Raw genomic sequence first — 26,983 nt, forward strand, 5'->3', positions numbered from 1 at the left:
TGCACTTCGTCGACGCGCCCGCCCTCACCCCAACCCTCTCCCGCAAGCGGGAGAGGGAGCACCCAGCCGGCGATGCAAGCGCACGGGTTCAGGCGGGCGCGGTCGGTTTTCCAGGGATAAACCCGGTCTCGCCCATCGTACCCACCCCCACCGCCGCCTCATCGTCCGTTCAGCCTAGGGCCTGTCCCTAAGCCATGCGACGATCCGCTCCGCCGCCTGCTCGGCGCTGTCGCCGGTGGTGTCGATGCGGATTTCCGGATGCTCGGGCGGCTCGTAGGGCGAGTCGATGCCGGTGAAGTTCTTCAGCTCCCCGCGGCGCGCCTTGCGGTACAGGCCCTTGGGGTCGCGCTGCTCGGCCACCGCCAGCGGCGTGTCGATGAAGACCTCGATGAACTCGCCGTCGCCGGCGAGCGCGCGCGCCATCTCGCGTTCGCAGCGGAAGGGGGAGATGAACGACACCAGCACGATCAGCCCGGCGTCCAGCATCAGCCTGGCCACTTCCGCCACGCGCCGGATGTTCTCGATGCGGTCCGCTTCGGAGAAGCCCAGGTCTTTGTTCAGGCCATGGCGCACGTTATCGCCATCGAGCAGGTAGGTGTGATGGCCCAGCGCGTGCAGGCGCTTTTCCACCAGGTTGGCGATGGTGGACTTGCCCGCGCCGGACAGCCCGGTGAACCAGACGATGCGCGGCGACTGGTGCTTGAGCGCGGCATGCGCGCGGCGGTCGACGTCGATCGCCTGCCAGTGGACGTTCTGCGCCCGGCGCAGCGCAAAGTGCAGCATGCCGGCGCCGACCGTGTTGTTGGTCAGGCGGTCGATCAGGATGAAGCCGCCCAGCTCGCGGTTGCGCGCGTACGGGTCGAACGCCACCGGCTGGTCCAGGTGCAGGTTGCACACGCCGATCTCGTTCAGCTCCAGCGTGCGCGCGGCCAGGTGCTCCAGCGTGTTGACGTTGACCTTGTACTTGGGCTGCGCCACCGTCACGCCCACAGTGCGCGTGCCCAGCTTGAGCAGGTAAGGACGTCCGGGCAGCATGGCGTCCTCGTTCATCCATACCAGCGTGGCCTCGAACTGGTCGGCCACCGCGGGCGGGTCTTCGGCGCAGGCCAGCACGTCGCCGCGGCTGACGTCGATCTCGTCGGCCAGGGTCAGCGTCACCGCCTGGCCGCGCATGGCGTGGTCGCATTCGCCGCCGGCGCCGACGATGCCGGTGACGCGGCTTTCGCGGCCGGAGGGCAGGGCGCGCACGCGGTCGCCACGCCGGATCACGCCCGCGCTGACGGTGCCGGCAAAGCCGCGGAAGTCCAGGTTGGGGCGGTTGACCCACTGCACCGGCAGCCGGAACGACTCGTCCTGCGCGGGCACGTGGTCGATCGGCACGCTCTCCAGGTGGTCCATCAGCGTCGGGCCCTGGTACCACGGGGTGTTGGCGCTGGGCGCGGTGATATTGTCGCCGCGCAGCGCGGACATCGGGATGCAGACGATATCGGTCAGCCCGATCTGCCGCGCGAACTCGCGGTATTCCTTCTCGATGCGCGTATGGACTTCGCGCGAGTAATCCACCATGTCCAGCTTGTTGACGGCCAGCACCACGCGCCGGATGCCGAGGGTGGCCACCAGGTAGCTGTGGCGCCGTGTCTGCGTCTGCACGCCGCGGCGCGCATCGACCAGCAGGATGGCCAGGTCGGCGGTGGAGGCGCCGGTGACCATGTTGCGCGTGTATTGCTCGTGCCCGGGGGTGTCGGCGACGATGAACTTGCGCTTGTCGGTGGCGAAGAAGCGGTAGGCCACGTCGATGGTGATGCCCTGTTCGCGCTCGGCGGCCAGGCCGTCCACCAGCAGCGCAAAGTCCAGGTTCTCGCCCTGCGTGCCCATCTTCTTCGAGTCGGCCTCGAGCTGGGCCAGCTGGTCTTCGAACAGCATCTTCGATTCATACAGCAGCCGGCCGATCAGCGTGCTCTTGCCGTCGTCGACGCTGCCGCAGGTGATGAAGCGCAGCAGGCTCTTGTGTTGCTGGGCGCGCAGATACTGCGCGATCTCGCCCTGCGTGCCGCCGGGTTGCGCCATTGCCGGCGCGTTGTCGATCAGGGTTTCCATCAGAAGTATCCCTCCTGCTTTTTCTTCTCCATCGAACCGGCCGAATCGCTGTCGATCAGCCGTCCCTGGCGCTCCGACGTGGTCGCCAGCAGCATTTCCTGGATGATGCCGCCGAGCGTGTCGGCCTCGCTCTCGATGGCGCCGGTGAGCGGGTAGCAGCCGAGCGTGCGGAAGCGCACCTTGCGCAGTTGCGGCGTTTCACCAGGGCGCAGCGGCAGGCGCTCGTCATCGACCATGATCAGCGTGCCGTCGCGCTCAACCACTGGCCGTTCCTTGGCGAAGTACAGCGGCACGATGGGAATCTGGTTCAGGTAGATGTATTGCCAGATATCGAGCTCGGTCCAGTTCGACAGCGGGAACACGCGCAGGCTCTCGCCCTTGCGCTTGCGCGTGTTGTACTGGCGCCAGAGTTCGGGGCGCTGCATCTTGGGGTCCCAGCGGTGCTGCGCGGTGCGCACCGAGAACACGCGCTCCTTGGCGCGGGATTTCTCTTCATCGCGGCGCGCGCCGCCGAAGGCCGCGTCGAAGCCGTAGTGGTCCAGCGCCTGCTTCAGGCCCTGCGTCTTCCACACGTCGGTATGGACGGCCGAGCCGTGTTCGTGCGGGCTGATATTGCGCGCCAGACCTTCGGGGTTGATGTGCACGCGCAGGTCCAGGCCTAGCCGGGCCGCGGTCTGGTCGCGGAACGCGATCATCTCGCGGAACTTCCACGTGGTATCGACATGCAGCAGCGGGAACGGCGGCCGCGCGGGATGGAAGGCCTTCATCGCCAGGTGCAGCATCACCGCGCTGTCCTTGCCGATCGAATAGAGCATGACGGGGTTTTCGCATTCCGCCACCACCTCCCGCATGATGTGGATGCTCTCCGCCTCCAGTTGCTCCAGGTGGGTCAACATCGGGGTCTCCTCTTGGTTTGCCGGTGCCGCGCAGGGTTGTGCGGCCGCCTGGCATGGGCAAAAGGTAGCGAGCCGGGGCCCTGCGCCACTTCGTCCGGGCGGACTAAGAAATCGCGGACCGCGGCGCGCATTTCCTAGTCCACCCGGACGAGGAAGGCGCCGCCCCGCGCTGGGTATCGTTGCTGCGCCGACCAACCACGGGAGCAGGCAGATGGCGACCTCCGCCGAAGACCAATTGCTGAGCGGCCAGACCTGGGCCGAGTTTTGCGACGTGCTCAAGCGCAGCGGGCAGCAGATCCTGCGCCCGGAAGCGCCGGCGGACGCGCTCACGCGCGCCGAAGGGTTCCGCTACCTGAGCCGCCTGCTGCGCATTGCGCTGGAGATGCATGTGGAATTTGCCGATCCGGCGTTCCCGGGCTTCTTTTCGCCCTCGCACGAGACCGCCAAGATCGGCGCCGACAATCCGGACAACCTGTACCGCTACGCGCGCCTGGACGGCAGCGCGGCGTACCGCATCCGTGGCCGGCGCGGCACGGTCGCGTACCTGAGCTTCGGCGCGCAGAAGGGCGGCTATGAAACCGACGGACGCATGGTCCAGACCGGCTTTGTCGACAGCAACAAGCTTGCCGTGGAGCCGGACGGCAGTTTCGAGATCACGCTAAGCGCCGAGCCGCAGCCGGGCAACTGGGTGCGCATGGAGCCGGCCACCAATGCGCTGGTGGTGCGCCAGACCTTTCTCGATCGCAAGGCGGAGACGCCGGCGCAATTGCAGATCGAGCGTATCGATGCCAACGGCAAGCCGCCCGCGCTGAGCGCGGAGCGCCTGCATGCCGGACTGCTGCGCGCCGCCGGTTTTGTCGAGGGCACCGCGCGCATCTTTGCCGACTGGGCCGAAGGCTACGGCGGCCATGTCAACGCGCTGCCGCCCGCGGACCAGGCGGTGTGCCAGGCCGCGGGCGGCGATCCCAACATCTTCTACTACCACTCGAGCTGGCGTCTCGCCGATGACGAGGCGCTGGTGGTCGAGGTCGACCGGGTGCCGGAGTGCGAGTTCTGGAACTTCCAGATCAACAACTACTGGATGGAATCGCTCGACTACCGCTACCACGACATCTGCCTCAACAAGCACGGCGCCCGGCTCAATGCCGACGGCGGCGTCACGGTGATCCTCAGCGCGCGCGACCCGGGCCTGCCCAACTGGCTGGAAACCGCCGGCCATCACAACGGCACCATGTGCTGGCGCTGGGTCGGCGCGGCGCAGCCGTCGCATCCACGCACGCGCGTGGTCAGGCTTGCATCGCTCAGGGAGAACAAGGCATGAACGCCATCAACGTGGAACGCCTGCTGGCGCAGGCGAGCGAGCAGGCCGGCGGCCTGGCCGACTTCGGCCCGGGCAACTATCGCGAGGCGCTGCGGGTGCTGTCGGATTCGCTGTCACGCGAGGCCAACCTGTCGGCGCAAGGCGCGCAGATGCTGCAAGGCAAGCTGCTGGCCCAGCTGGTGAACCGGCTGGTGATCCAGGACTACTGCCGGCGCCATCCTGAGATCCTGCAGGAGCCGGTGGACGATCCGCTGGTCATCGTCGGCCTGCCGCGCACCGGCACCACGCTGCTGCAGCGCATGCTGGCCACCGACGCGCGCTTCAGTTCGGCGGCCTGGTGGGAGACCCGCTATCCGGCCCCGCTGCCGGGCGAGGACGTGCGCGACCCCGGCCGGCGCATCGCCGCGGCGCGCGAAGAGGTTGCGCAGATGATCCGGTTCATCCCGGACATCCTTGCCATCCACCCGCTCGACGCGATGGCCGCCGACGAGGAATTCATGCTGATGGAGCATTCGTTCCTGTGCGCGATGGATTCCTACGCCAATGTGCCGGCCTATACCGGCTGGCTGGCGCAGCAGGACCATACCGAGGTCTATGCCTGCCTCAAGACCATGCTGCAGTTCCTGCAGTGGCAGAAGCGCCAGCGCGGCCAGGCCTCGACGGTGCCGGCGCAGCGCTGGGTGCTGAAGACCCCGCAGCACCTGCATACCCTGGAGGTGCTGTTCCGGGTGTTCCCGGGCGCGCAGGTGGTGCTGACCCACCGCGATCCGCTGCAGACCATCCCGTCGATGGCCAGCATGGCGCATACGCTGTGGAAGCTGTACGCCGACGATCCGGATCCGGTCACGGCCGGCCGCCAGTGGAGCGAACAGATGCGGCGCGGCACCGATCACGCCATGGCCGTGCGCGACGCCATGCCGGCCGAGCGCTTCCTCGACGTGCGCTTCGAGGACACGGTGCGCGATCCGTTCGGCGTGGCGCAGGCGGTCTACCGCTTCGCCGGCATGCCGCTGACCGAGGCCGCGCGCGCCGGCATGTGGGCCTGGATGGAAAGCAACCCGCGCAACCAGCGCGCGGCGCATGCGTATACGCCGGAACGGTTCGGGCTGAGCCAGGCGCAGCTGGAACGTGATTTCGCCGGTTATCGGGCGCGGCACATCCTGAACCGCCAGGCGCCCGGATGATCGGTGCAGCGCAATTCATCACCTCAGACCTTCCAACTCCCGCTTGCGTACTCCCTCTCCCGCCTGCGGGAGAGGGTTGGGGTGAGGGCGGGAATATCAACGAAGTAGAAGCCGTCGTTATTGCCAGCGCCTGCCCTCACCCCCGCCCCTCTCCCGCAAGCGGGAGAGGGGAGCAACCCGGCCTTTCTGACAGGCTCTAAAGACCACCAAACCAGGAGACACCAACATGCTGCTGAAAGACAAGATCGTCATCGTATCCGGTATCGGCCCCGGCCTGGGCATCAAGCTGGCGGTGGAAGCGGCGCGCGAAGGCGCCCGCGCCGTGGCCATCGCCGCGCGCACCGAGGCAAAACTGGACGAAGCCCAGGCCCGCATCGATGCCCTCGGCGCCGATTGCGAGGTGCTGAAGGTAGTGACCGACATCACCGACCGCGCCCAGTCGCGCCACCTTGCCCACGAGACCCTGCGCCGCTTCGGCCGCATCGACGCGCTGGTCAACAGCGCCTTCCAGCACGGCAATTTCCCCGAGCCGGTGGAAGCCGCCGACCTGGACGTGTGGCGCCAGGTGTTCGACACCAATGTCTTCGGCACCATGACGCTGACGCAGGAGGTGGCGGCGCTGATGAAGCCGCAGGGCGGCGGCGCCATCGTGATGATCAACACCCAGGCCACGCGCAAGCCGATGCCGGGCGAATCCGGCTACGCCGCATCCAAGGGCGCGCTGGCGGTGGCGGTCAAGTACCTGGCGCGCGAGCTGGGGCCGCATGGCATCCGTGCCAACAGCATCTTCATGGGCTGGATGTGGGGCGCGCCGGTGCAGGGCTATGTGCGCCACGCCGCCGCCGAGCAGGGCGTTAGCGAAGACGCGGTGATCGCGCCGGTGACCGCACAGATCGCGCTGGGCCGCATGCCGGCCGACGACGACTGCGCGCGCGCTGCGCTGTTTCTCGTGTCAGACTACGCCAGGGCCATCACCGGCGCCTCGCTGGACGCCAATGGTGGCGATTTCATGCCCTGAGCCCACAGCACCGCATGCCATGACAAGCTACTTTGCCTTCAACGGCGACGCCGACGGCCTGTGCGCGCTGCAGCAACTGCGCCTGGCCGGTGGTTCGCACGCCAGCGACGCCACGCTGGTTACCGGCGTCAAGCGCGATATCCGGCTGCTCGAGCGCATCGACGCGCGCGCCGGCGATACTGTGACCGCGCTCGACATCTCGCTCGACCAGAACCGCGATGGCCTGCTGCGGCTGCTCGACGCCGGGGTGGAGGTGGACTACTTCGACCACCACCACGCCGGCAACGTGCCCTCGCATGCCGGCCTGCGCGCGCATATCGACGAGGCGGCGCAGGTCTGCACCAGCATCCTGGTCGACCGCCACCTGGGCGGGCGCCACCGGCGCTGGGCGGTCACCGCGGCCTTTGGCGACAACCTCGGCGAGGTGGCGCGCGCGATGGCGGCGCAACTCGGCCTGGACCCGGGCCAGACCGCGGTGCTGGAACGGCTCGGCACCTGCCTGAACTACAACGCGTACGGCGAGTGCGTGGCCGACCTGCATTGCGATCCCGCCGAACTCGCGCAGCACATGCTGCCCTTTTCCGACCCTCTGGACTTCGCCGCGCAGTGCGCCACCTACACCCTGCTGTGCGAGGGCTACGAGGACGACATGGCCCGGGCGCGCCGCCTTTCGCCCATGCATGAGGTGCCCGGCGCCGCGCTGCTGGTGCTGCCCGATGCACCGTGGGCACGGCGCGCGATCGGCGTGCTCGCCAACGAGCTGGTGCGCGGGCGTCCCGGCGATGCCATCGGCCTGCTATCGCCCAGGTCCGGCGGCGGCTTTGCGGTCAGCGTGCGGGTGCCGGCGCACAGTGCCACCGGCGCGGCGGATTTCTGCCGCGGCTTCGACACCGGCGGCGGCCGGCGCCTGGCAGGCGGCATCAACCACCTGCCCGACGCCGACGTGGAGCGCTTCACGCGCCGCTTTGCCGACTGCTTCGGCGTGCCGTTCAGCCCGGCGGGACAAACTCCGTAACCTCCAGGTCGAAGCCGGTGACGGCGCGGTACGGCACCGGATGGCTCAGCAGGCGCAGCTTGTGCGCGCCCACGTCGCGCAGGATCTGCGCGCCGACGCCGAGCGCGCGCTGCGCGAAGGCCGGCGCCGGCGCTGCGGCGGCCGGCGCGCTCAGCCGGTCCAGCCGCTGCTGCGGCGACTCGCGCTCATCCAGCAGCACCAGCACGCCGCAACCCTCGGCGCCGATCCGCTCCAGCGAGCGCTCCAGGTTCCATGCCGACTGCGCGGGCGTGCCGAAGGCCAGCACGTCGCGCTGCATCTCCACTGCCTGCACCCGCGTCAGCACCGGCGTGTGCGGGTCGGGCTGGCCCAGCACCAGCGCCAGGTGCAGCGCATCCACCGGCGCGTCATGGTAGGCGTGCACGGTGAAGCGCCCGAACGGCGTGGCCAGTTCGGTCGAGCGGGTGCGGCGCAGTGCGCCCTCGGTCAGCAGGCGGTGGTGGATCAGCGCGCTGACCGAGACCGCCGGCAGCCGGTGGCGATGGGCGAAATCCAGCAGGGCCGGTCCGCGCATCAGCTCGCCGTCGTCGTCGAGCACCAGCGCATAGGCCCCGGCCGCCACGCGCCCGGCCAGCCGGGGCAGGTCGGAACAGGCTTCGGCAAAGCCCGCGCGGCGCAGCACCCCGTCCGGCTGTGCCACCACCGGGAAGACATGGCCAGGCTGGACCAGGTCCTGCGGCCGGGCGCGCGGCGCCGCCGCGACGCGCAGCGTCAGCGCGCGGTCGGCGGCGGAGATGCCGGTGCTGACGCCGCTGGCGGCCTCGATCGACACCGTGTAGCGCTCGCGCTGGCGCTGGCCGGCAGCCATCGGCGGCAGCTGCAGCAGCGCCCGACGCGCCTCGGTGATGGCCATGCAAACCAGGCCGCGCGCCTCGGCGGCCATGAAGTTGACGTCGGCCTCGGTGGCGCGCTCGGCGGCCACCAGCACGCAGCCGGTGGCTTCCGCGCTCTCGTCTTCGAGCACCAACACGCGCTCGCCCGCGGCAAGCGCTGCCAGCCCTTCGGCCATCGGCGCCAGGAGGTTGGCCGTGCTCATGCTGCCTCCTGCCGGCTGCTTGCGCCGAAGGCCTGGCGCAGCGATGCGGCGGCCGCGTCCAGCACATGGCTGGCGGCATCCATCACCCCTTGCATGCTGGCGAAGCCATGGATCTGGCCGGGCCAGCGGCGCACGGCCGCATTGCCGCCGGCGCGCTGCAGCGCCTCGCCGTAGGCCTCGCCCTGGTCGCGCAGCGGATCGAATTCGGCGGTGATGATGGTGGCCGGCGGCAGGCCGCGCAGGTCGCGCTGTTGCAGCGGGCTGGCGCGGACATCGCCGGCGTCGGCGGGCGTGGCCAGGTACTGGGCGCGATACCACGCCAGTTCCGCGGCGCTGAGGAAATAGCCCTGCGCGCATGCGCGATAGCTGGCACTGCTCGTTGCGGCATCGCTGCAGTCCAGCCAGGGATAGAGCAGCAGCTGGTGCCGCAGCGAAATGCCGCTGCCGCGCAGCTGCTGGCACGCCACGGCGGCCAGGTTGCCGCCGGCGCTGTCGCCGGCGACAGCCAGCCGGGATGGGTCGGCACCCAGTTGCGCCGCATGCGCCGAGGCCCAGCGTACCGCGGCGACGGCGTCGTCGGCGGCGGCCGGGAAGCGCGCCTCCGGCGCGAGGCGGTAGTCGACCGACAACACCAGCGCGCCGCTGCGGCGCGCCAGGCTGCGGCAGATGTTGTCGTGCGAATCGAGGCCGCACAGCACGAAGCCGCCGCCGTGGAAATAGATGACTAGCGGCAACGCAGCGTTGCCGTCGGCCTCAGTGGGCGCATGGGGCCGGTACAGGCGCGCCTGCAGCGGACCGGCCTGCCCGTCGAGAGTGAGGTCTTGCTGCGCGGCGATGAAATCGCCTGGCGCGAAGCCGGGCATGGCCGCCAGCGCGGCGCGGTAGTCGGCGGCGCGCAGCGTGGAGAAGTCGGGGCTGGGCATGGCGGCCATGGCATCGAGCATGGCCCGGGCCTGGGGATCGAGCGGCATGGTGTCTCCTGGACGGCTGTGGAAATCAGGCCTGCATCGCAAACGACGGCGCGCTGCCGGCGGCAATGCCCTGCGCGCGCGCCAGCGCCGCGTGCGCGGCCTGTTCGTGCGGCAGGATCCAGAACTGGCCGGCCGATACGCCGTCGAGGATCACGCGCGCGGCCTGGTCCGGCGTCAGGCCGGCGGCGATGCCGGTGCGCAGCGCGCCGTTCATCTGGTGCACCTCCTGCGGCGCGGCGCCGTCCAGGTCCGCTGCGATGCCGGTGGCAACCGGGCCCGGGCAGACCACCGACACCTTGATCGGCAGGCCCGCCGCCTGCAGCTCCAGCGCCAGCCCTTCGCTCAGCGCCACCACGCCCTGCTTGGACAGCGTGTAGGGCGCCAGCCATGGCCCGACGGCAAGTCCCGCCATCGACGCCACGTTGACGATATGGCCCGAACCCTGCGCCGCCATGCGCGGCACGAAGCAGCGCAGCGCATGCAGCACGCTCCACAGGTTGACGCGCATCACCTTGTCGAACACTTCGGGGGGCAGTTCCCAGCAGCGGCCGGTGGCGAGTATGCCGGCGTTGTTGAACAGCAGGTCGACACGGCCCAGTTGCCGGAAGCTCTCGTCGCACAGGTGCGCGATCTGCCGCGCGTCGGCTACGTCGGTGGGCACGGCGACGACGGTGGCGCCGTTGCGTGCCAGCGCCGCGCGTGCCGCTTCGAGCGCCTGGGCATCGATATCGGCCAGCGCCAGCGCATAGCCTTGCGCGGCCAGCGCCTTTGCCAGCCCCAGCCCGATGCCGCCGGCCGCGCCGGTGATGACTGCGGCCTGCTGCCGCGGATTTGCCGCCATGGTGGAAGTCTCCTGAAAACCGCGGCGTCGATCGCCGCGCATGGCTCCTTGTAGCCGCGGCGCCGCGCGCGGGCATCGTCTGTTTGGGTGGGATGCCGCTGCGCTACCGGTTGCATAGGGGTTTGCCCTTGGCGGGCGGGCATGGGTCTGTCCTTAGTCTGTTTGGAGTATGTGTTTGCGCCGCCGCCGCGTGACGATGGGCCTGTCCCGCGGGACTAGTCCGGCCAGCGTGTGCGGCCAGCAATGTGCGGCCAGCACGTGCGGCCGGGCTGCCTAGGGCAAACCATGAAGGCGGGGGGCAAGCCGCGGCCCCTTTGCCGTCCCTATAATCGGGGCACAAAAAAAGGGCCACAGAGCCCGCACAAGCCAGCGGCCCGGCTCGTCCGGAGCGCTGCGCACGCCACAATGGAGACAGAGGAAATGCTGATGGAGGTTAGCCAGAGCCAGGCGGCCGCACACCTGTTCGCGCAGGCGACGGTGTCGCTGTCGGAGTTCAGCGCATTGCTGGGCAATATCTACCAGGGCCCGATGGAGCAGGTGCCATGGGGCAAGGCACTGGAGCAGATCCGGCGCCAGCTCAATGCCAATTACGCCACGCTGATCCTGCGCTCGCCGGCCACGGACCGTCCCGGGCTGATGATCAACGCCTCCGAGCATGGCTCGACGCTGCCGGGCGAGACCTCCTACAACAACTACTACTACGCGCTGGATCCCTTCATCGGGCTGCCGTCGGACCGCGTGGTGACGATCGACGAGCACCTGGGGCACGGCGTGTGGTGCAAGAGCGAGCTGTACCTGCAGTTCCTCAAGGACGTCGGCATCCGCTATATCCTCGGCGCCGACCTGCGCACCGACGACGGCGTGGAATGCCGCTTCCGCGTGTGCCGCGACCATGACGGTCCCGATTTTTCCGCCGCGGACAAGGCGCTGTGCACCTCGCTGCTGCCGCACCTGAAGCGCGCGGTGGACCTGCATTCGCGCCTGGACGTGGTCGAGTCCGAACGTACCGTCTACGCCAGCGCCATCGACCGCATGCTGGTGGGCATGGTGATCCTGGACGAGTCGGGCACCATCATCAAGACCAATGCCGCCGCCGACGAGATCCTCGGCGCCAAGGACGGCATCCGCGTCGCCAAGGGCGGGCTGGATGTCGAGTACGGCCAGGAGAACCGCAAGTTCCAGCGCCTGCTGCGCCAGGCCATGATGGGCCACCTTGGCACCGCGCCGGCGCTGATGGAAGCGATGTCGATCACGCGCCCTTCCGGCAGCGCCAGGCTGGGCGTGCTGATCCGCACCATTCCGCTGAGCGAGTGGTCCGAGGACAACCGCAAGCGCCCCGCCTGCGTGGTCTTTATCCGCGACCCCGAGCGCCGCTCGCAGGCCTCGCACGACGTGGTGCGCCAGCTGTTCGACTTCACCCCCGCCGAGACGCAGCTGGCGCTGCAGCTGGCCAACGGCCTGACGCTCGATGAAGCCGCGGACGAACTCGGCATCAGCAAGAACACGGCGCGCGCGCACCTGCGCGCCATCTTCTCCAAGACCGGCGTGACCCGCCAGGCCACGCTGGTGCGCATGCTGCTGAGCAGCGTGATTTCGCTGGGCTAAAGCAAGACGTCAGGGCTTTGCGCTGAGCACCAGCGCAAAGCCCTCGGGGGCGCGCAATACCGCGCGCGTCTCATGCGGCCCCTGCGTCGCAGGCTGCGCCACCGTGGCGCCAGCTGCCACCAGCCGCGTGATCGCGGCGGCAATATCGTCCCCCTCATCCACCTTGAAGGCCAGCGCCGGCTGGTCCACCAGCCGTTCCTCGCCGGCCACCAGCGCCAGCGTCAGCGCGCCCGCATCGAGCGCGCAATAGCGGTCGCCATCGCGGAACTTCACCGGCAGTCCCAGTGCTTCGGTGAAGAACGGCAACGCGGCGTCGATGTCCGCAACGGGGTAAAGCAGCAGCCTGGCTTGCATGGTGTCGGTTCCTTTCGATAGGCGCGGGCGGTATGCCCGGTGCCCATGATAGGGACGCGCCCGGCGCGGCTCATAATCCAATCAGACGATGTTGCGACGTCTTGCGCCGACCACACTGCGATCACGCAGGCCGCTTCCGGCCCAAGGCGCAGCGCCTCGCAGTGCCCCGGATGCGGTCTTGTACCGACAAAGCGAGAGGGGACTGCAATGCGTTTTTCGTTGATCTATGAAGCCCAGACCGTCGATGCCTCGCGCGCCGGCGACCACAAGGTGTTCGATGAAATCATGGAACAGGTGGTGCTGGCCGAGGACATGGGCTTCGACGTGGTCTGGGCGGTCGAACACACCGCGCTGACCAACTACGCGCACATGAGCGCGCCGGAGACGTTCCTGGCCTTCGTCGCCGGACGCACGCAGCGCATCGGCATCGGCCACGGCGTGGTGTGCCTGCCGCCGGCGATGAATCATCCGGTGAAGGTCGCCGAGCGCATCGCCACGCTCGACATTCTGTCGGGCGGCCGTGTGCACTTCGGCGTGGGCAAGGGCGGCACCCAGCAGGAGGCCGGCACCTTCGGCTACGACCTGAACAGCCTGCATCCGATGATCGACGAATCGATGTACCTGATCCCGAAGATCATGACGCAGGACGAGATCGAGCACGACGGCGAGTTCATCAAGATCCCGCGCCGCCCGATCCACCCGAAGCCGCGCCAGGACCCGCACCCGCTGATGTACCTGGCCTGCACCAACGCCGACACGCTGCAGCGCGCCGGCGCGCGCGGCATGGGCGCGCTGGTGCTGGGCTTCGGTGGCCCCGAGGATGTCGCCAAGAAAAACGAGATCTACCGCGCCGCGTGGGAAACGCGCAAGCCGGAGGACCAGGTGGGCTTCCGCCCGCACCAGCACCTGGCGGCGCTGTGCCCGACCATCGTGCTGGAAGACGGCCTGGCCGCGCGCAAGATCGGCATCAAGGGGCAGCGCTATTTCATGGAGTCGCTGTCGTACTGGTATGCCGGCGGCGAGCGTCCCGATCCGTCGGCGTGGGACGACGAGCATGTCACGGCCACCGATGCGCAGGGCAAGGCGGTGATCAACACGAAGTTCGCGTCGGAGAAGGTATCGGTGGACTTCAGCGATCCGTCGATGATGATGCTGAACCCCAACCACGCCTACGGCACGGTGGAAGACTGCATCGGCTACGTGCAGCGGCTGATCGATGCGGGCGCCGATGAAATCCTGTTTATCTGCCAGATGGGCACGGTGCCGCAGTGGGCGCAGCTGGAGACCATCCGCAATATCGGCGAACACGTGATTCCGCATTTCCGCAAGCAGGGGCGGAAGCTGCGGGCGCTGGCTTGATTCGTGGAAGCGTTTGGCTTGCTGGCGGTTTGCTCCCCTCTCCCGCTTGCGGGAGAGGGGCGGGGGTGAGGGCCGGCGCATCCACGAAATCGCACGCGCGCGTTCGCGATAACAGCTAGTCCCAACAGACGATGGCACGCCGCCGCGCCGGTGCAAACATCGATGCCAGCCACAAAACCAGGCCAACAAGGAGACCGCGGTGCATCACGACAACCATCCCAAGGAACTGGCCGCGCGCCTGATCGCGCGTGCCGAGCAGATGATCCCGGCGCTGGCCCAGCGCGCCGCGCAGGCCGAGGCCGACGGGCGCATCCCCGCCGAGACCATTGCCGAGATGCAGGCCGCGGGCTTCTTCAAGGTGCTGCAGCCGCGCCGCCACGGCGGCTATGAGCTGGACCCGCAAACCTTCTTCCGCATCCAGATGGCGCTGGCCCGCGGCTGCATGTCCACCGCCTGGGTCTACGGCGTGGTCGGCGTGCACAACTGGCAGCTGGCGCTGTTCGACGAACGCGCGCAACAGGAAGTGTGGGGCAACGATCCCGCCACGCTGATCGCCTCGACCTACATGCCGGTCGGCAAGGTCACGCCGGTGGAGGGCGGCTACCGCTTCTCCGGCCACTGGAAGTTCTCCAGCGGCAGCGAACTGTGCGACTGGATCTTCCTGGGTGGCCTGGTGCCCCCCGCCGAGCCGGGCGGCGCCTATGACTACCGCACCTTCCTGCTGCCGCGCTCGGACTACAAGATCGTGCGCAACTGGGACGTGCTGGGCCTGCGCGCCACCGGCAGCCACGACATCGTGGTCGACGACGTGTTCGTGCCCGACTACCGCACTCACCGCGCCGTAGACGGCGCCATGGGAACGAGCCCGGGGCTGGCCGTCAATGACGTGCCGCTGTACCGGCTGCCGTTCGCGCAGATCTTCGTGCGCGCGGTTTGCACCGCCTGCATCGGCGCGCTGGAAGGCACGCTGGACGACTTCGTCGCCTATGCCGACGGCCGCGTCAGCAGCAACGGCGGCGGCAAGACCGCGGAAGACGGCGGCGCGCAGATGGCGTGCGCCAGCGCGCAGGTCGCCATCGACGAGATGCGGACCATCCTGGAGCGCAACTTCGACGAGCTGCTGGCCGTGGCGCGCGACGGCGGCCAGGTCGACACGCCGCGACGCCTGCATTTCCGCTTCCAGTCCGCGCAGGTGGCGCAGCGCTGTGCGGAGCTGGCCAACGGCCTGCTGCGCTACGCCGGCGGCAACGGCATCTACCACAGCAACCCGATGGTGCGCCGCTTCCTCGACCTGCATGCGGCGCGCGCCCACTACGCCAACAACCTGGACCGCTTCGGCCAGAACCTGGGCGGCGTGATGATGGGCCGCGCCAACACGGACTTTTTCATCTGAGCCGCACCGGCACGAGGACCCAACATGAGCCAGAGCAGAGCGCGCATGCAGCCCGGCGAGTTTGACGTGGTGGTGGTCGGCTCCGGCGCCGGCGGCTTGCTGGCCGCCTGCCGCGCCGCCGACCGCGGCCTGTCGGTGGTGGTGCTGGAGAAGAGCAGCCAGTACGGCGGCACCTCGGCGGTGTCCGGCGGCGGCATCTGGATTCCGCTGAACCACCATATCGCGCCGGCGGGCGGGCAGGACGACTACGCCAGCGCGCTGGAATACGTGCTCGCCTGCACCGGCGAGCACGGCGACCCGCAGCGCATCCGCGCCTATCTCGAACAGGCGCCGCGCATGCTGCAATACCTGGAGCAGCAGGCCGGCGTGCACTACTACACGCTGCCGCGCTACGCCGACTACTTCCAGAAACTGCCGGGGGCGATGCCGGGCTACCGTGCGCTCGACCCGATGCCGTTCGACGGCGCGCAGCTGCGCGAGGAGTTCGACCGGCTGCGCCCGCCCTCGCCGGGCACGCTGGTAGGCGGCCGCGTCGCCGTAACCTCCGGCGAGGCGCACGCGCTGCTGTGCCGCTCGCCCGGCTGGTTCGGGCTGGCGCTGCGCCAGTTCGCGCGCTACTGGCTCGACCTGGGCTGGCGCCGCAGGACCCGGCGCGACCGCCGCCTCACGCTGGGCAACAGCCTGGTCGGCGGCCTGCGGCGCGCGCTGATGGATCGCGCGGTTCCGCTGTGGCTCGATACCGCGCTGCAGGACCTGATCGTCGAGGACGGCACCGTGCGCGGCGTGCGCGCCGTGCAGGACGGACGCGTGGTGGAGATCCGCGCGCTGCGCGGCGTGATCCTCGCCGCCGGCGGCTTCGAGCGCAACCAGGCCATGCGCGAACAATACCTGCCGCAACCGACCCGCGCCGCCTGGAGCGCGACGCCGCCCAACAATACCGGCGACGCCATCCGCGCGGCGCAGGCGGCCGGCGCCGACGTGGCGCTGATGTCCCACGTCTGGGGCGCGCCCACGGTGCAGGTGCAGGGCGAAGAGAAACAGCGCGCGCTGTTCATCGAGCGCGCCATGCCGGGCTGCCTGGTGGTGAACGGACAGGGCCGGCGCTTCGTCAACGAGGCCGCGCCGTACTCCGAGTTCGTGCCCGCGATGTACCGCGACCACGAGCGGACCGGATGCAGCGTGCCGGCCTGGATGGTGTTCGATGCCACCTTCCGCCACAAGTACCCGTGCGGGCCGATCCTGCCCGGCTCGGTAATGCCGGACCGCAGCATCCCGGCCAGCCTGTCGGGCATCCTGGTGCGCGCCGACACGCTGGCGCAGCTGGCGCAGAAGATCGGCGTGGATGCCGATGGCCTGGCCGCCAGCGTCGTGCGCATGAACGACTACGCCGCCACCGGCGTGGACGCGGAGTTCGGCAAGGGCGACAACCTGTTCGACACCTACTACAGCGACCCCGCGGTACGGCCCAACCCCTGCCTGGCGCCGATCGGCAAGGCGCCGTTCTACGCGGTGCGGCTCGATGCCGGCGATATCGGCACCAAGGGCGGGCTGGTCACCGACGCCAGCGCGCGCGTGCTGCGCGCTGACGGCAGCGCCATCGCCGGCCTGTTTGCCATCGGCAATACCAGCGCGTCGATGATGGGCACCAGCTATCCCGGCGCCGGCTCCACGCTGGGCCCGGCAATGACCTTCGGCATGATCGCCGCGGACGTGATCTCGCAGCATGCGCGGCAACCCGCCGCCACGCACCCCGCTCAACCAGTACAGGAGGCTCTATGAGCGCCAGACCCCAATCCAGTGCGGATGCCAGCGCCGAAGCCGGTGGCGCGCTGCGCGATGACATGCTCAAGGCGATGCGCCGCATGGCGCGCTCCGTCGCCGTGATCAGCTGCCGCCACGGCGAGCGCCGCTATTCGATGTCGGTGACTGCGGTCGATTCGCTGTCCGCCGATCCGCCCTCGCTGCTGATCTGCATCAACCGCAATTCGTCGATCTACCCGCCGCTCGATGCCGGTGCGGACTTCTGCATCAACCTGCTCGCCGCTGACCATCGCGATATCGCGGTCGATTGCAGCGGCCGGCTCAAGGGCGAAGCGCGCTTCACCAGCGGCGAGTGGGAAGACGACCTGCTGGGCGTGCCGTCCCTGCGCGATGCCCAGGCCAATTTGTTCTGCCAGCAGGATGGCCGCTTCGACTACGGCACCCATGCGGTCTTTATCGGCCGGCTGCGCGAAGTCCGGCTGGCCGGAGAGGTCTCGCCGCTGGTCTACGTCGACGGCGCCTATACCACCTCGGCGCCGCTGGGCGCGCTGTGTTCGGCATAACGCGGAGCAAGCGCCAGCATGGCTTACGACGCCGTCACCCCCGTCCACGCCCCGTTGCGGCTCGATGACCCCGACGCGCATCCCTGGCAGGCCGCCTGCGATGCCGTGGTGGTCGGCTTCGGCGCCGCCGGCGCCTGCGCCGCGCTGGAAGCCGCGCAGGGCGGCGCGCGCGTGATCGTGGCGGAGCGCTTCGAAGGCGGCGGCGCCAGCGCCAGGAGCGGCGGTGTGGTCTATGCCGGCGGCGGCACGCCTTACCAGCGCGCCGCGGGCTATGACGATACCCCGCAGGCCATGGCCGGCTACCTGCGCCAGGAAACCGAAGGGGTGGTCAGCGACGCCATGCTGCAGGACTTCTGCGAGCACAGCCGCGCGATGCTCGGGTGGCTGGAGGCGCTGGGGGTGCGCTTTGCCGCCACCGTGCCGCCGCGCAAGACCTCGTATCCGGCGCAGCCCTATTACCTGTACTACTCCGGCAATGAAGCGGTGCCCGCCTACGCGCGGCATGCCGCGCCCGCCCCGCGCGGCCACCGCGTCAAGGGTCCCGGCATGTCCGGCCGCACGCTGTATGGCGTGCTGCGCCGTGCGGTGGAAGACCACCGGCAGATCACGGTCATGCGCCATAGCGCGGCGCGGCGGCTGATCCTGGACCGCGACGGCGCGGTGGTCGGCGTCGAACTTTGGCAGCTGCCGCCGGGCCGTCTCCAGAAGCGCCATGCGCGCCTGGCACGGCTGGCCGAGCGCCTGCACAACGCCATGCCGGCACTGGCCGACCGCCTGCGCGCGCTGGTGCTGCAGCTGGAGCTGCGCCATGCACAGCCGGTCGCAATACGGACCAGCGCGGTGGTGCTGGCCACCGGCGGCTTTATCTTCAACCGCGCCATGGTGGCGCGCCACGCCGGCAAGTACCAGCAGGCCTGGCGGCTGGGGGCGACCGGCTGCGATGGCAGCGGCATCCGCCTCGGCGAGTCGGCGGGCGGCGCCACGCGGCACCTGGAGCGCGTGTCGGCGTGGCGCTTCATCAACCCGCCGTTCGCGTGGGCGCGCGGCTGCGTGGTCGACGCGCAGGGCACACGCATCGGCAACGAGGAAACCTATGGCGCCACGCTTGGCCATGCCATCTGCGAGCGGCACGGCGGGCGTGCCTGGCTGGTGCTGAACCGCGCGCTGGCGCGCGAGGCCCTGCGCGAATGCCTGGGCGGCCGGCTGTGGGCGTTCCAGGCCTTGCCCGCGGCGCTGCTGATGCTGGCCGGTGCGCGCCGCGCCGCCAGCATCGAGGCGCTCGCCGGCAAGCTGGGCATGCCAGGCGCCGCGCTGCGGGCGACCCTCGACGCGTATAACGCCGCGGCGCGTGGCGAAACGCCCGATCCGGCCGGCAAGTCGGCGGCCATGTGCGCGTCGCTCGAGACCGGGCCGTGGCTGGCCATCGACATCTCGGCCGATAGCCGGGTCTTTCCGTGTCCGGCGATCACGCTGGGCGGGCTGGCGGTGGAGGAATCCAGCGGCCGGGTGCTGGCCGCCGCGGGCGGCGCGCCCATACCCGGCCTCTATGCGGTGGGCCGCACCGCCGTCGGCATCGCCTCCAATCATTACGTGAGCGGCCTGTCGCTTGCCGACTGCATCTGGTCGGGACGCAACGCGGGCCGCCATCTCGCACAACAGCCTGCCGGCCACCCCATCGGCGGCCAGCAGGCCCATACCAACCAGGAGACTACCCATGAGCCAACGTACTGAAGGAAAGATCGCCATCGTCACCGGGGCCGCCAGCGGCGTCGGCAAGGAAGACGCCTTGCTGCTGGCGCGCGAAGGCGCGCGCGTGGTGCTGACCGACGTCAACGAGGAAGCGGGCCACGCGCTGGCGCGCGAGATCGGCGAGACCGCGCTGTTCGTGCCGCACGACATCGCCAGCGAAGCCGGCTGGCAACAGGTGATGGCGCGCACCGAGCAGCGCTTCGGCGCGCCCAGCGTGCTGGTCAACAACGCCGCCATCCTGATGCTGGGGACGGTCGAGGAGGCCACGCTGGAGCAGTGGCAGCGCGTAATGCGCATCAACGCCGACGGCTACTTCCTGGGCTGCAAGTACGGCGTGGCCGCGATGAAGGCGGGCGGCGGCAGCATTGTCAATATGTCGTCGGTGGCGGCGCTGGGCGGCATGGGCGCGTTCTGCGCCTACAGCGCCAGCAAGGGCGCGGTCGCGGCGCTGACGCGCGCCGTGGCGGGCCACTGCAAGCAGAGCGGCTACCGCATCCGCTGCAACTCGATCCATCCGGACGGCATCCTGACGCCGATGACCGCGGCCTTCCTGCCCGGCGGCGCCACCGCGTTGCCCGAGGAGGTCGGCGGCGCCGAGCCGATGCAGCGCATGTGCCATCCGCGCGACGTAGCCAACCTGGTGCTGTTTCTGGCCTCGGACGAATCGCGCTTCATCAATGGCGCGGAACTGCGCATCGACAACGCCCAGACCATCATGGGCGTGGCCTGAGCGCGCGCCGGGAAGCAACGACGAAACAAGGACATCATGGCGCCAGTGCAATTCCATCGGCTGCAGATCGCCGAAGTGGTCGCGGAGACGGACCAGGCGCATTCACTGGTATTCGCGTTGCCGGACGGGCTGCGCGAGACCTTTGCCTACCGCCCGGGCCAGTTCCTGACGCTGCGCGTGCCGGTCGACGGCGTGCCGCTGCAGCGCTGCTATTCGCTGTCCAGCTCGCCGGGCGTGGACGGTGCGCTGCGCGTGACCGTCAAGCGCGTGCAGAGCGGGCGCGTGTCCAACTGGATCTGCGACCATCTCGGCGCAGGCGACACGGTCGAGGCGATGCCGCCGGCCGGCGTGTTCACGCCGCCCGCGCTGCAGGGCGACTTCCTGCTGCTGGCCGGCGGCAGCGGCATCACGCCGGTGCTGTCGATCGCCAAGGCGGCGCTGCGGCACGGGCGCGGCGCGGTCACGCTGGTGTATGCCAACCGCGACGAGCGCTCCATCATCTTCCGCGAGGCGCTGGCGGAACTGGCGCGCAGCCATCCCGGCCGCCTGCGCGTGATCCACTGGCTCGACAGCGTGCAGGGCCCGCCCACTCAGCGCCAGATCGAGGAGCTGGTGCGGCCGTGGAGCGTGGCGCAGTGCTTTGTCTGCGGGCCCGGGCCCTTCATGGACGGCGCCCAGGCCGCGCTGCAGGCGCTGGGCGTGCCGCGTGGTCAGCTGCACGTGGAGCGCTTCGTATCGCTGCCCGATGCGCCGGCGGCAGCGCCCCCGGCCACCGTGGCTGCGCCCGATGCCGGCCGCGCCGCGCCCGCGATGCGCGGCGCCGCCCTCACCGTGCAGCTGGATGGCGCCACCCATCAGGTCAGCGTGAGCCCCGACGAAACCGTGCTCGACGCGCTGCAGCGCGCCGGCGTGGCCACGCCCAGCTCCTGCCGCGCCGGCCTGTGCGGCGCCTGCATGTGCCAGGTGACGCAGGGCGACGTGACGCTCGGCGAAAACCACGTGCTCGACCGCGCCGACCTGGACGCGGGCTGGACCCTGGCCTGCCAGGCGCGCCCGGCCAGCAGCGAGATCCACCTGAAGTTCCCGGATTGACATGACCCCATCTGACACCCTCGACGCCATTGTGGCACCGGCCGGCATCGAAGCCGCGGCCAACGACAGCCTTGCCGAGACCATTCCCGCGCTGCTGCGGCGCGCGGCCAGCCGCCACGGCGAGCGCATCGCCATCCAGGAAGACGGGCTGCGCCTGACCTACGCCGCGCTCGATGCCGGCCGGATCCAGGCGGGCCGTGCGCTGATGGCGCTGGGCGTGCAGCCCGGCGACCGCGTGGCCGTGTGGGCGCCCAACTTCTCCGAGTGGATCGTCGCGGCGCTGGCCACGCACAGCGTGGGGGCGGCGCTGGTGCCACTCAATACGCGCATGAAAGGGGCCGAAGCCGGCGCGGTGCTGGCCGACAGCGGCGCGCGCCTGCTGTTCTGCGTCGACGGCTTCCTCGGCGAAAGCTATCCGCAGATGCTGGCGCCGCATCGGCCCGCCACGCTGGAGCGGCTGGTGATCCTGCGGCCGGGGCAGGGCCGGGCTGCCGGCGCCGACGAACTGGCATGGGACGACTTCCTCGCGCAGGCGCCGCGCACCGACATGGCGGCGTTTGCCGCGCGCGAGGCCGGCGTGGGCGGCGACACGCCGATGGACATCATGTTCACCTCCGGCACCACCGGCCGGCCCAAGGGCGTGATGACGGCGCATGCGCAGAACCTGCGCGCCATCGACAGCTGGGCCGCCATCACCGGCGTGCGGGCGGGGGACCGCTACCTGATCGTCAATCCGTTCTTCCATACGTTCGGCTACAAGGCCGGATGGCTGGCGGCGCTGTCGCGCGGCGCCACGGTGCTGCCCCACCTGGTGTTCGACGCCGAGGCCGTGATGACGCGCGTCGAGAACGAGCGCATCACGGTGCTGCCCGGCCCGCCGACGCTGTACCAGACGCTGCTCAACGCGCCACGCCTGCGCGAGTTCGACCTGTCTTCGCTGCGCGTGGCGGTGACCGGCGCCTCGGCGATCGCGCCGGCGCTGATCCAGCGCATGCGCGACGAACTCGGCTTCGATACCATCATCACCGGCTATGGCCTGACCGAATCGTGCGGCTTTGCCACGCTGACGCGCGCCGGCGACGACGCCGACACCGTTGCCGGCACTTCCGGCCGCGCGATGCCGGGCATCGAGATCCGCTGCATCGACGCCCAGGGGCAGGCGGTGCCCACCGGCGAGCCGGGCGAAGTGCTGGTGCGCGGCTACAACGTGATGCAGGGCTATTTCGGCCTGCCCGAAGCCACCGCCGAGGCCATCGACAGCGACGACTGGCTGCATACCGGCGACGTCGGCACGCTCGATGCGCGCGGCTACCTGCGCATCACCGACCGCATCAAGGACATGTTTATCGTCGGCGGCTTCAACTGCTATCCGGCCGAGGTGGAGAAGCTGCTGGTGGCACATCCGGCGGTGGCGCAGGTGGCGGTGGTGGGCATGCCGCACGACCGCCTCGGCGAGGTCGGCCGCGCCTACGTGGTGCTGCGCCACGGCGCGCGGGTCGATGCCGACACGCTGATTGCCTGGGCACGCCGGCACATGGCCAACTACAAGGTGCCGCGCGAGGTGCTGTTCGTGACCGCGCTGCCGGTCAGCGCGGCGGGCAAGGTGCTGAAGTACCAGTTGCGGGCATCGTGACGGGAGACACGCCATGACGGACATGAAGTCGATTGCCGAACGGCTGGACCGGCTCGAGGCCGCCGATGCGATCCGGGCGCTCAAGCTGCGCTACCTGCGCGCCTGCGACGACAAGGACCCCGAGGCCATGCGGGCGTGCTTTGTTGCCGACGGGGCGCATATCCACTATGACCGGATCGGGACGTTCGCGGGCCGCGATGCGCTGGTGCAGTGCTTTGCCGAACTGGCCTGCCGGCCTACGCTGCGGGAGATGCATTTCGCGGGGCAGGGGGATATTCGCGTGGGGGAGGATGGCACGGCGCAGGGTAGCTGGGACCTGGCTTACCTGGCGCTGGATGATGCCAGCGGGACGCGGACTTTCCTGACTGGGCGATATGTGGATGTGTATGTGAGGGTGGAGGGGGCTTGGGTGATCCGGTCGACGGTGTTTTCGACGGGGTTGTTGTCGGTGGGGGAGTAGGCTGACGGTGCTCGAGCTGGATGGCGCCAGCTGATTGTTTGCTCCCCTCTCCCGCAAGCGGGAGAGGGGCCGGGGGAGAGGGCCGGCGTGTGCGAGGCCGCCGGCGCCTCGGACCCCTATTCCACGATCGCCGGATGCACCGCCGGCGGGCCGCCCAGCGCCTCCCGGTACGACGGCGGCTGCACGCCTTCCGCGTCGACGATGCCATAGGCCAGCGCCGCTTCCGCGCCGATCAGCACCTGCCCGGACTTCTCCATCAGCACCGGATCCCGGTATAGCGCGTCGATGATGCGCCCCGTGAACTCCGGCGTCTCCGCCACCGGCGCGAATGCCGCGTACTTGTCCGGATGCTCCTCCCATACCCGCAGCGTGCGGGCGGTGCGCAGCGGGCCCATCCACAGCGACACCGCGGCCACGCCGTACGGCCGCAGGTCCACCGCCATGTCGTGGGCGAACTTGTCGATGCCGGCCTTTTGCGCGCCGTACGCCGGCCCATGCATATAGCAGTTGGCGCCGAAGGACGAGGTGAACACGATCAGCCCGCGTCGCTGCGCCGCCATCACCGGCGCGGCGTGCCAGCTGGCGACATAGCCGGAACGCAGCCCCACGTCGAGGATGCCGGCCATTTCCAGCGGCTTGTGCCAGAACGGCCCCGGCTGGATCAGCTCGTCATGCAGGAAGGTGGCGTTGTTGACCAGGATGTCCAGCCGTCCCGTCTCTTCGTGCACGCGGCGGAATAGCGCCGCGACCTGGGCGTCGTCGCCATGGTCGCAGGCGACCGCGACGCCGCGCCCGCCGAGCGCATCGATCTCGCGCGCGGTGGCGTGGATGGTGCCAGGCAGCGGCGCGCTGCCCTCCTGCTCGGTGCGGCCGGTGACATACACCGTGGCGCCCGCCGCGCCCAGCGCCAGCGCAATGCCGCGGCCGGCGCCGCGTGATGCGCCGGTGACCACGGCGACGCAGGCTTGTCCTGATTCCGTCATCTCTGCTCCTCTGTGTAGGGGGTCTGTCCCGCGCAGAGGGTGCGGCCAGCGCACCGCCCGCACATCACTCGTTCGGACTATCCCGGGCTGCGCCCGCGCGCCGACCGGAAGGCCCGGCGTGGCGATACCGGCTAGTCCGCCAGGACGATGCACCAAGTGCCCGCACACGAAAGAATCGGTCCCATCGACAGGCTGCAGCCGCGCCGCAGCCGCCCCGTTCGACACTCACATCGAACACCCACATCGAACCTGAGGAGACCGGCATGTTGGATATTCGTGCGCTTGGCTACATCGTGGTCGAGTCCACCGACATCGGGCAGTGGCGAGGCTATGCCGAACAGGTGCTCGGCATGACCTGCGCCGGCGCCCCTGGCGGTGCGCTGTACGTGAAGATGGATGAACGCGACTACCGCTACCTGGTGGTGCCCGGCGCGCGCGACCGCTACCTGGCATCCGGTTGGGAGCTGGCCGACGAGGCCGCCTATCGCCATGCGCTCGAGACGCTGCGCCAGGCCAAGGTCGAAGTCGTGCAGGCCAGCCCCGCGGAACTCGCGCAGCGCCGCGTGCAGGCGATGGCCTGGTTTGCCGATCCGTCCGGCAACCGCCACGAGGTCTCGTGGGGCATGCGCTCCGACTTCCTGCGCTTCGTCTCGCCGGTCGGCGTGCCGCGCTTCATCACCGACCCGATGGGCGCCGGCCACACCGTGCTGCCGGCGCCGGTCTTCGACCAGACCTATGCCTTCCTGCGCGACGTGATGGGCTTCGGCCTGTCGGACATCTACCGCGTGCGCTTCACCAGCGATCCCAACGAGCCGGAAAAGCGCATCCACTTCCTGCATTGCGCCAATGCGCGCCACCACAGCCTGGCGATCTTCGAGATGCCGTCCGAAGCCGGCTGCATCCACGTGATGGCCGAGGTGCCCGACATGGCGGAGGTGGGCCGCGCGCTGGATCGCGTGCAGCAGCACGGCGTGAAGCTGTCGGCCACGCTGGGGCAGCACTGCAATGACCGCATGACTTCCTTCTACATGAAGACCCCCGGCGGCTTCGACCTCGAGTTCGGGCACGGCGGGCTGGAGGTGGACTGGAGCCGCCACGCCGCCTACGAGGCCACGCGGGTCAGCCTGTGGGGCCATGACTTCAGCATCGGATACCGCTAAGCGCGGCACAGACCTATGAACAAGACCATCGACAAGACCATGAGCGCGGCCGACGTGGTCGGCCAGCTCGCCGACGGCATGACCATCGGCATCGGCGGCTGGGGCCCGCGCCGCAAGCCCATGGCGCTGGTGCGCGAGATCCTGCGCTCGCCGCTGAAAGACCTGACCGTGGTGGCCTATGGCGGCCCCGAGGTGGGCATGCTGTGCGCCGCCGGCAAGGTGCGCCGGCTGGTGTTCGGCTTTGTCTCGCTCGACGTGATCCCGCTCGAGCCGTACTTCCGCCAGGCGCGCGAGCGCGGCCTGCTGGAGGTGACCGAGCTGGACGAGGGCATGCTGCAGCTGGGGCTGCGCGCGGCCGCCGCGCGCCTGCCGTTCCTGCCGACGCGCGCCGCGCTGGGCACCGACGTGCTGGACCGCAACCCGCACCTGAAGACCGTCCGTTCGCCGTACGACGATGGCGAGGTGCTGCTGGCGATGCCGGCGATCCCGCTGGATGCGGCGCTGCTGCACGTGAACCAAAGCGATGTGCTGGGCAACACCCGCATCGACGGCCCTGATCCGTTCTTCGATGAGTGGTTCGCGCGCGCCGCGCAGCGCTGCTATGTCAGCTGCGAAACGCTGCACCCGCGCCTCGAAGACACCGAACTGGCGCGCGCCCGCAACAACCCGTTCGAGCGCGCGCTGGTGACCGGCGTGGTGCACGCGCCGGCGGGCGCGCATCCCACTTCGTGCGCGCCGGCCTATGGCTGGGACCTGCCGGCGCTGAAGTCCTATTGCGCCAGCGCCGACGCGGAAGACGGCTTCCGTGCCTACCGCGACGAGGTGGTGGGCGACAGCGAGGCGCATTACCTGGCGTGCATCGGCGGCCCTGGCCACGTGCACGACCTGCCGCTGCCCGTACTTTGATCCCAAGGAGCGACCGTGAGCGCCACTTATGAATTTACCCGCGCCGAGCTGATGATCGCCGTCGCCGCCCGCGCCTGGCGCGACGACGGCGAGGTGCTGGCCACTGGCATCGGCACCGGCCCGCGCATCGCAGCGGGCCTCGCGCGGCTCGCGCACAATCCCGGCCTGCTGCTGACCGACGGCGAGGCCTACCTGGTGGAAACGCCGGTGCCGCTGGGCCCGCGCGAACCGGATTACCAGGTGCGCGCGAGCGGCTGGATGGGCTATGCGCGCGTGTTCGACTGCCTGTGGGGGGGGCGCCGCCATGCGCTGGTGATGCCGACGCAGATCGACCGCTTCGGCCAGGCCAATATCTCCTGCCTGGGCGGCACGCATGCGCAGCCGAAAACCCAGCTGCTCGGCGCGCGCGGCTTCCCGGGCAACAGCATCCACCATGCCAATTCCTTCTTCGTGCCGGGGCATAGCCCGCGCGCCTTTGTGGCCGGCGAAGTCGACATGGTCTGCAGCGTCGGCTACAACCCGGCGCGCCAGATCGAAGGCATGCGCAGCTTCGTGGACCTGCGCGTGATCGTCACCGACCTGTGCGTGATGGATTTCGGCGGAGCGGATCATGCCATCCGCGTGCGCTCGTTGCACCCGGGCGTCAGCCTGGAGCAGGTGCAGGCCGCCACCGGCTTTGCGCTGGCCAACCCGCCCGGCGAGGCGCTGCCGGAGACTGCGGCACCGACGCCGGAAGAACTGCGGCTGATCGCGCAGCTCGACCCGCACAACCTGCGCGCCGCGATCGTGCGCGGCAATCCTTCCGGACGCGCCTGAG

24 protein-coding genes are annotated in these 26,983 nt (G+C 69.8%); 17 read left to right on the plus strand and 7 right to left on the minus strand.

The genetic code is table 11. The features are described from left to right. Positions 1 to 174: 174 nt before the first annotated feature. Both cysN and cysD read right to left on the minus strand, forming a co-directional pair. Positions 175 to 2,097 carry a sulfate adenylyltransferase subunit CysN gene (cysN, locus tag U9J39_RS22330; protein WP_326348097.1) on the minus strand — a complete coding sequence of 641 codons (1,923 nt, stop codon included), beginning with the start codon at positions 2,095 to 2,097 and terminating at the stop codon, positions 175 to 177. Beyond that, positions 2,097 to 3,323 carry a sulfate adenylyltransferase subunit CysD gene (cysD, locus tag U9J39_RS22335; protein ID WP_326348099.1) on the minus strand — a complete coding sequence of 409 codons (1,227 nt, stop codon included), beginning with the start codon at positions 3,321 to 3,323 and terminating at the stop codon, positions 2,097 to 2,099. Before cysD ends, cysN begins: the two co-directional genes overlap by 1 nt. Between cysD and U9J39_RS22340 the strand changes: the two genes are divergently transcribed. The 4 genes from U9J39_RS22340 to U9J39_RS22355 all read left to right on the plus strand — a co-directional run bounded on the left by U9J39_RS22340 (position 3,205) and on the right by U9J39_RS22355 (position 7,531). Beyond that, positions 3,205 to 4,314, plus strand: coding sequence for a DUF1214 domain-containing protein (locus tag U9J39_RS22340; RefSeq protein ID WP_326348100.1), 1,110 nt, complete (start codon positions 3,205 to 3,207; stop codon positions 4,312 to 4,314). The genes cysD and U9J39_RS22340 overlap by 119 nt on opposite strands. After that, entirely contained in the window at positions 4,311 to 5,498 is a 1,188-nt protein-coding gene (locus U9J39_RS22345; RefSeq protein ID WP_326348101.1) for a sulfotransferase family protein, read from the plus strand. The genes U9J39_RS22340 and U9J39_RS22345 overlap by 4 nt, the downstream gene beginning before the upstream one ends. A gap of 226 nt (positions 5,499 to 5,724) precedes the next feature. Then, entirely contained in the window at positions 5,725 to 6,516 is a 792-nt protein-coding gene (locus tag U9J39_RS22350) for an SDR family oxidoreductase (RefSeq protein ID WP_115712477.1), read from the plus strand. 19 nt (positions 6,517 to 6,535) lie between these two features. Further along, positions 6,536 to 7,531 carry an acetyltransferase gene (locus U9J39_RS22355; RefSeq protein ID WP_326348103.1) on the plus strand — a complete coding sequence of 332 codons (996 nt, stop codon included), beginning with the start codon at positions 6,536 to 6,538 and terminating at the stop codon, positions 7,529 to 7,531. Here the strand turns inward: U9J39_RS22355 and U9J39_RS22360 are convergent. Genes U9J39_RS22360 through U9J39_RS22370 form a run of 3 tightly spaced genes read right to left on the minus strand, consistent with a single transcriptional unit; the run spans position 7,506 to position 10,418 of the window. After that, complete coding sequence (locus tag U9J39_RS22360; protein WP_326348104.1) at positions 7,506 to 8,606, minus strand: 3,4-dihydroxy-2-butanone-4-phosphate synthase; 1,101 nt, start codon at positions 8,604 to 8,606, stop codon at positions 7,506 to 7,508. The genes U9J39_RS22355 and U9J39_RS22360 overlap by 26 nt on opposite strands. Next, complete coding sequence (locus U9J39_RS22365) at positions 8,603 to 9,577, minus strand: alpha/beta hydrolase (RefSeq protein WP_326348105.1); 975 nt, start codon at positions 9,575 to 9,577, stop codon at positions 8,603 to 8,605. Before U9J39_RS22365 ends, U9J39_RS22360 begins: the two co-directional genes overlap by 4 nt. A gap of 25 nt (positions 9,578 to 9,602) precedes the next feature. Next, positions 9,603 to 10,418 carry an SDR family NAD(P)-dependent oxidoreductase gene (locus tag U9J39_RS22370; RefSeq protein WP_326348106.1) on the minus strand — a complete coding sequence of 272 codons (816 nt, stop codon included), beginning with the start codon at positions 10,416 to 10,418 and terminating at the stop codon, positions 9,603 to 9,605. Positions 10,419 to 10,838: 420 nt separating this feature from the next. Here U9J39_RS22370 and U9J39_RS22375 point away from each other — a divergent pair, with 420 nt between their 5' ends. Continuing rightward, the gene (locus tag U9J39_RS22375; protein ID WP_025583301.1) at positions 10,839 to 12,023 is read left to right on the plus strand and encodes a helix-turn-helix transcriptional regulator; all 1,185 of its coding nucleotides are present in this window, start codon (positions 10,839 to 10,841) and stop codon (positions 12,021 to 12,023) included. Positions 12,024 to 12,032: 9 nt separating this feature from the next. Here the strand turns inward: U9J39_RS22375 and U9J39_RS22380 are convergent, their stop codons facing one another. Next, complete coding sequence (locus tag U9J39_RS22380) at positions 12,033 to 12,377, minus strand: VOC family protein (RefSeq protein WP_115712482.1); 345 nt, start codon at positions 12,375 to 12,377, stop codon at positions 12,033 to 12,035. 207 nt (positions 12,378 to 12,584) lie between these two features. Here U9J39_RS22380 and U9J39_RS22385 point away from each other — a divergent pair, with 207 nt between their 5' ends. From U9J39_RS22385 to U9J39_RS22425, 9 genes are all read left to right on the plus strand, one after another. Then, positions 12,585 to 13,736 (plus strand): LLM class flavin-dependent oxidoreductase, encoded by a 1,152-nt coding sequence (locus tag U9J39_RS22385; RefSeq protein WP_092311592.1) that lies wholly within the window; start codon positions 12,585 to 12,587, stop codon positions 13,734 to 13,736. A gap of 199 nt (positions 13,737 to 13,935) precedes the next feature. Further along, the gene (locus tag U9J39_RS22390; protein WP_326348107.1) at positions 13,936 to 15,129 is read left to right on the plus strand and encodes a flavin-dependent monooxygenase; all 1,194 of its coding nucleotides are present in this window, start codon (positions 13,936 to 13,938) and stop codon (positions 15,127 to 15,129) included. Positions 15,130 to 15,153: 24 nt separating this feature from the next. Next, complete coding sequence (locus U9J39_RS22395; RefSeq protein ID WP_326348108.1) at positions 15,154 to 16,908, plus strand: FAD-dependent oxidoreductase; 1,755 nt, start codon at positions 15,154 to 15,156, stop codon at positions 16,906 to 16,908. Then, positions 16,905 to 17,453 (plus strand): flavin reductase family protein, encoded by a 549-nt coding sequence (locus tag U9J39_RS22400; protein ID WP_115712486.1) that lies wholly within the window; start codon positions 16,905 to 16,907, stop codon positions 17,451 to 17,453. Before U9J39_RS22395 ends, U9J39_RS22400 begins: the two co-directional genes overlap by 4 nt. An 18-nt stretch (positions 17,454 to 17,471) precedes the next feature. Beyond that, positions 17,472 to 19,184 carry an FAD-binding protein gene (locus U9J39_RS22405; RefSeq protein WP_326348109.1) on the plus strand — a complete coding sequence of 571 codons (1,713 nt, stop codon included), beginning with the start codon at positions 17,472 to 17,474 and terminating at the stop codon, positions 19,182 to 19,184. After that, entirely contained in the window at positions 19,168 to 19,932 is a 765-nt protein-coding gene (locus tag U9J39_RS22410) for an SDR family oxidoreductase (RefSeq protein WP_115681615.1), read from the plus strand. Before U9J39_RS22405 ends, U9J39_RS22410 begins: the two co-directional genes overlap by 17 nt. 36 nt (positions 19,933 to 19,968) lie before the next feature. Beyond that, positions 19,969 to 21,024: a ferredoxin--NADP reductase gene (locus tag U9J39_RS22415; protein ID WP_326348110.1), complete on the plus strand. Its 1,056-nt coding sequence runs from the start codon at positions 19,969 to 19,971 to the stop codon at positions 21,022 to 21,024. Between the two features lies 1 nt (position 21,025). After that, complete coding sequence (locus U9J39_RS22420) at positions 21,026 to 22,657, plus strand: FadD3 family acyl-CoA ligase (RefSeq protein WP_326348111.1); 1,632 nt, start codon at positions 21,026 to 21,028, stop codon at positions 22,655 to 22,657. A gap of 13 nt (positions 22,658 to 22,670) precedes the next feature. Then, a complete protein-coding gene (locus U9J39_RS22425; protein WP_326348112.1) occupies positions 22,671 to 23,117 on the plus strand; it encodes a nuclear transport factor 2 family protein in 447 nt (148 codons plus the stop codon). A gap of 116 nt (positions 23,118 to 23,233) precedes the next feature. Here the strand turns inward: U9J39_RS22425 and U9J39_RS22430 are convergent, their stop codons facing one another. Then, positions 23,234 to 24,100, minus strand: coding sequence for an SDR family NAD(P)-dependent oxidoreductase (locus tag U9J39_RS22430; protein ID WP_326348113.1), 867 nt, complete (start codon positions 24,098 to 24,100; stop codon positions 23,234 to 23,236). 263 nt (positions 24,101 to 24,363) lie between these two features. Here U9J39_RS22430 and U9J39_RS22435 point away from each other — a divergent pair, with 263 nt between their 5' ends. The 3 genes from U9J39_RS22435 to U9J39_RS22445 are packed head-to-tail and all read left to right on the plus strand — an operon-like array spanning position 24,364 to position 26,982. Then, positions 24,364 to 25,260 carry a VOC family protein gene (locus U9J39_RS22435; RefSeq protein ID WP_116313549.1) on the plus strand — a complete coding sequence of 299 codons (897 nt, stop codon included), beginning with the start codon at positions 24,364 to 24,366 and terminating at the stop codon, positions 25,258 to 25,260. A gap of 15 nt (positions 25,261 to 25,275) precedes the next feature. Continuing rightward, positions 25,276 to 26,166: a CoA transferase subunit A gene (locus tag U9J39_RS22440; RefSeq protein ID WP_326348114.1), complete on the plus strand. Its 891-nt coding sequence runs from the start codon at positions 25,276 to 25,278 to the stop codon at positions 26,164 to 26,166. Between the two features lie 15 nt (positions 26,167 to 26,181). Next, positions 26,182 to 26,982 carry a CoA-transferase subunit beta gene (locus U9J39_RS22445; RefSeq protein ID WP_115681602.1) on the plus strand — a complete coding sequence of 267 codons (801 nt, stop codon included), beginning with the start codon at positions 26,182 to 26,184 and terminating at the stop codon, positions 26,980 to 26,982. Position 26,983 lies beyond the last annotated feature (1 nt).

It is taken from the genome of Cupriavidus sp. SS-3 (genome assembly GCF_035818815.1).
Lineage (GTDB): Bacteria > Pseudomonadota > Gammaproteobacteria > Burkholderiales > Burkholderiaceae > Cupriavidus > Cupriavidus taiwanensis_C.

What these genes read in the sequence shown, in the direction of transcription:
- cysN (WP_326348097.1), bottom strand. Translation starts at nt 2,097, where the DNA reads ATGGAAACCCTGATCGACAACGCGCCGGCAATGGCGCAACCCGGCGGC.
- U9J39_RS22340 (WP_326348100.1), top strand. Translation starts at nt 3,205, where the DNA reads ATGGCGACCTCCGCCGAAGACCAATTGCTGAGCGGCCAGACCTGGGCC.
- U9J39_RS22345 (WP_326348101.1), top strand. Translation starts at nt 4,311, where the DNA reads ATGAACGCCATCAACGTGGAACGCCTGCTGGCGCAGGCGAGCGAGCAG.
- U9J39_RS22350 (WP_115712477.1), top strand. Translation starts at nt 5,725, where the DNA reads ATGCTGCTGAAAGACAAGATCGTCATCGTATCCGGTATCGGCCCCGGC.
- U9J39_RS22355 (WP_326348103.1), top strand. Translation starts at nt 6,536, where the DNA reads ATGACAAGCTACTTTGCCTTCAACGGCGACGCCGACGGCCTGTGCGCG.
- U9J39_RS22360 (WP_326348104.1), bottom strand. Translation starts at nt 8,606, where the DNA reads ATGAGCACGGCCAACCTCCTGGCGCCGATGGCCGAAGGGCTGGCAGCG.
- U9J39_RS22365 (WP_326348105.1), bottom strand. Translation starts at nt 9,577, where the DNA reads ATGCCGCTCGATCCCCAGGCCCGGGCCATGCTCGATGCCATGGCCGCC.
- U9J39_RS22370 (WP_326348106.1), bottom strand. Translation starts at nt 10,418, where the DNA reads ATGGCGGCAAATCCGCGGCAGCAGGCCGCAGTCATCACCGGCGCGGCC.
- U9J39_RS22375 (WP_025583301.1), top strand. Translation starts at nt 10,839, where the DNA reads ATGCTGATGGAGGTTAGCCAGAGCCAGGCGGCCGCACACCTGTTCGCG.
- U9J39_RS22380 (WP_115712482.1), bottom strand. Translation starts at nt 12,377, where the DNA reads ATGCAAGCCAGGCTGCTGCTTTACCCCGTTGCGGACATCGACGCCGCG.
- U9J39_RS22385 (WP_092311592.1), top strand. Translation starts at nt 12,585, where the DNA reads ATGCGTTTTTCGTTGATCTATGAAGCCCAGACCGTCGATGCCTCGCGC.
- U9J39_RS22395 (WP_326348108.1), top strand. Translation starts at nt 15,154, where the DNA reads ATGAGCCAGAGCAGAGCGCGCATGCAGCCCGGCGAGTTTGACGTGGTG.
- U9J39_RS22400 (WP_115712486.1), top strand. Translation starts at nt 16,905, where the DNA reads ATGAGCGCCAGACCCCAATCCAGTGCGGATGCCAGCGCCGAAGCCGGT.
- U9J39_RS22405 (WP_326348109.1), top strand. Translation starts at nt 17,472, where the DNA reads ATGGCTTACGACGCCGTCACCCCCGTCCACGCCCCGTTGCGGCTCGAT.
- U9J39_RS22410 (WP_115681615.1), top strand. Translation starts at nt 19,168, where the DNA reads ATGAGCCAACGTACTGAAGGAAAGATCGCCATCGTCACCGGGGCCGCC.
- U9J39_RS22415 (WP_326348110.1), top strand. Translation starts at nt 19,969, where the DNA reads ATGGCGCCAGTGCAATTCCATCGGCTGCAGATCGCCGAAGTGGTCGCG.
- U9J39_RS22420 (WP_326348111.1), top strand. Translation starts at nt 21,026, where the DNA reads ATGACCCCATCTGACACCCTCGACGCCATTGTGGCACCGGCCGGCATC.
- U9J39_RS22425 (WP_326348112.1), top strand. Translation starts at nt 22,671, where the DNA reads ATGACGGACATGAAGTCGATTGCCGAACGGCTGGACCGGCTCGAGGCC.
- U9J39_RS22430 (WP_326348113.1), bottom strand. Translation starts at nt 24,100, where the DNA reads ATGACGGAATCAGGACAAGCCTGCGTCGCCGTGGTCACCGGCGCATCA.
- U9J39_RS22435 (WP_116313549.1), top strand. Translation starts at nt 24,364, where the DNA reads ATGTTGGATATTCGTGCGCTTGGCTACATCGTGGTCGAGTCCACCGAC.
- U9J39_RS22440 (WP_326348114.1), top strand. Translation starts at nt 25,276, where the DNA reads ATGAACAAGACCATCGACAAGACCATGAGCGCGGCCGACGTGGTCGGC.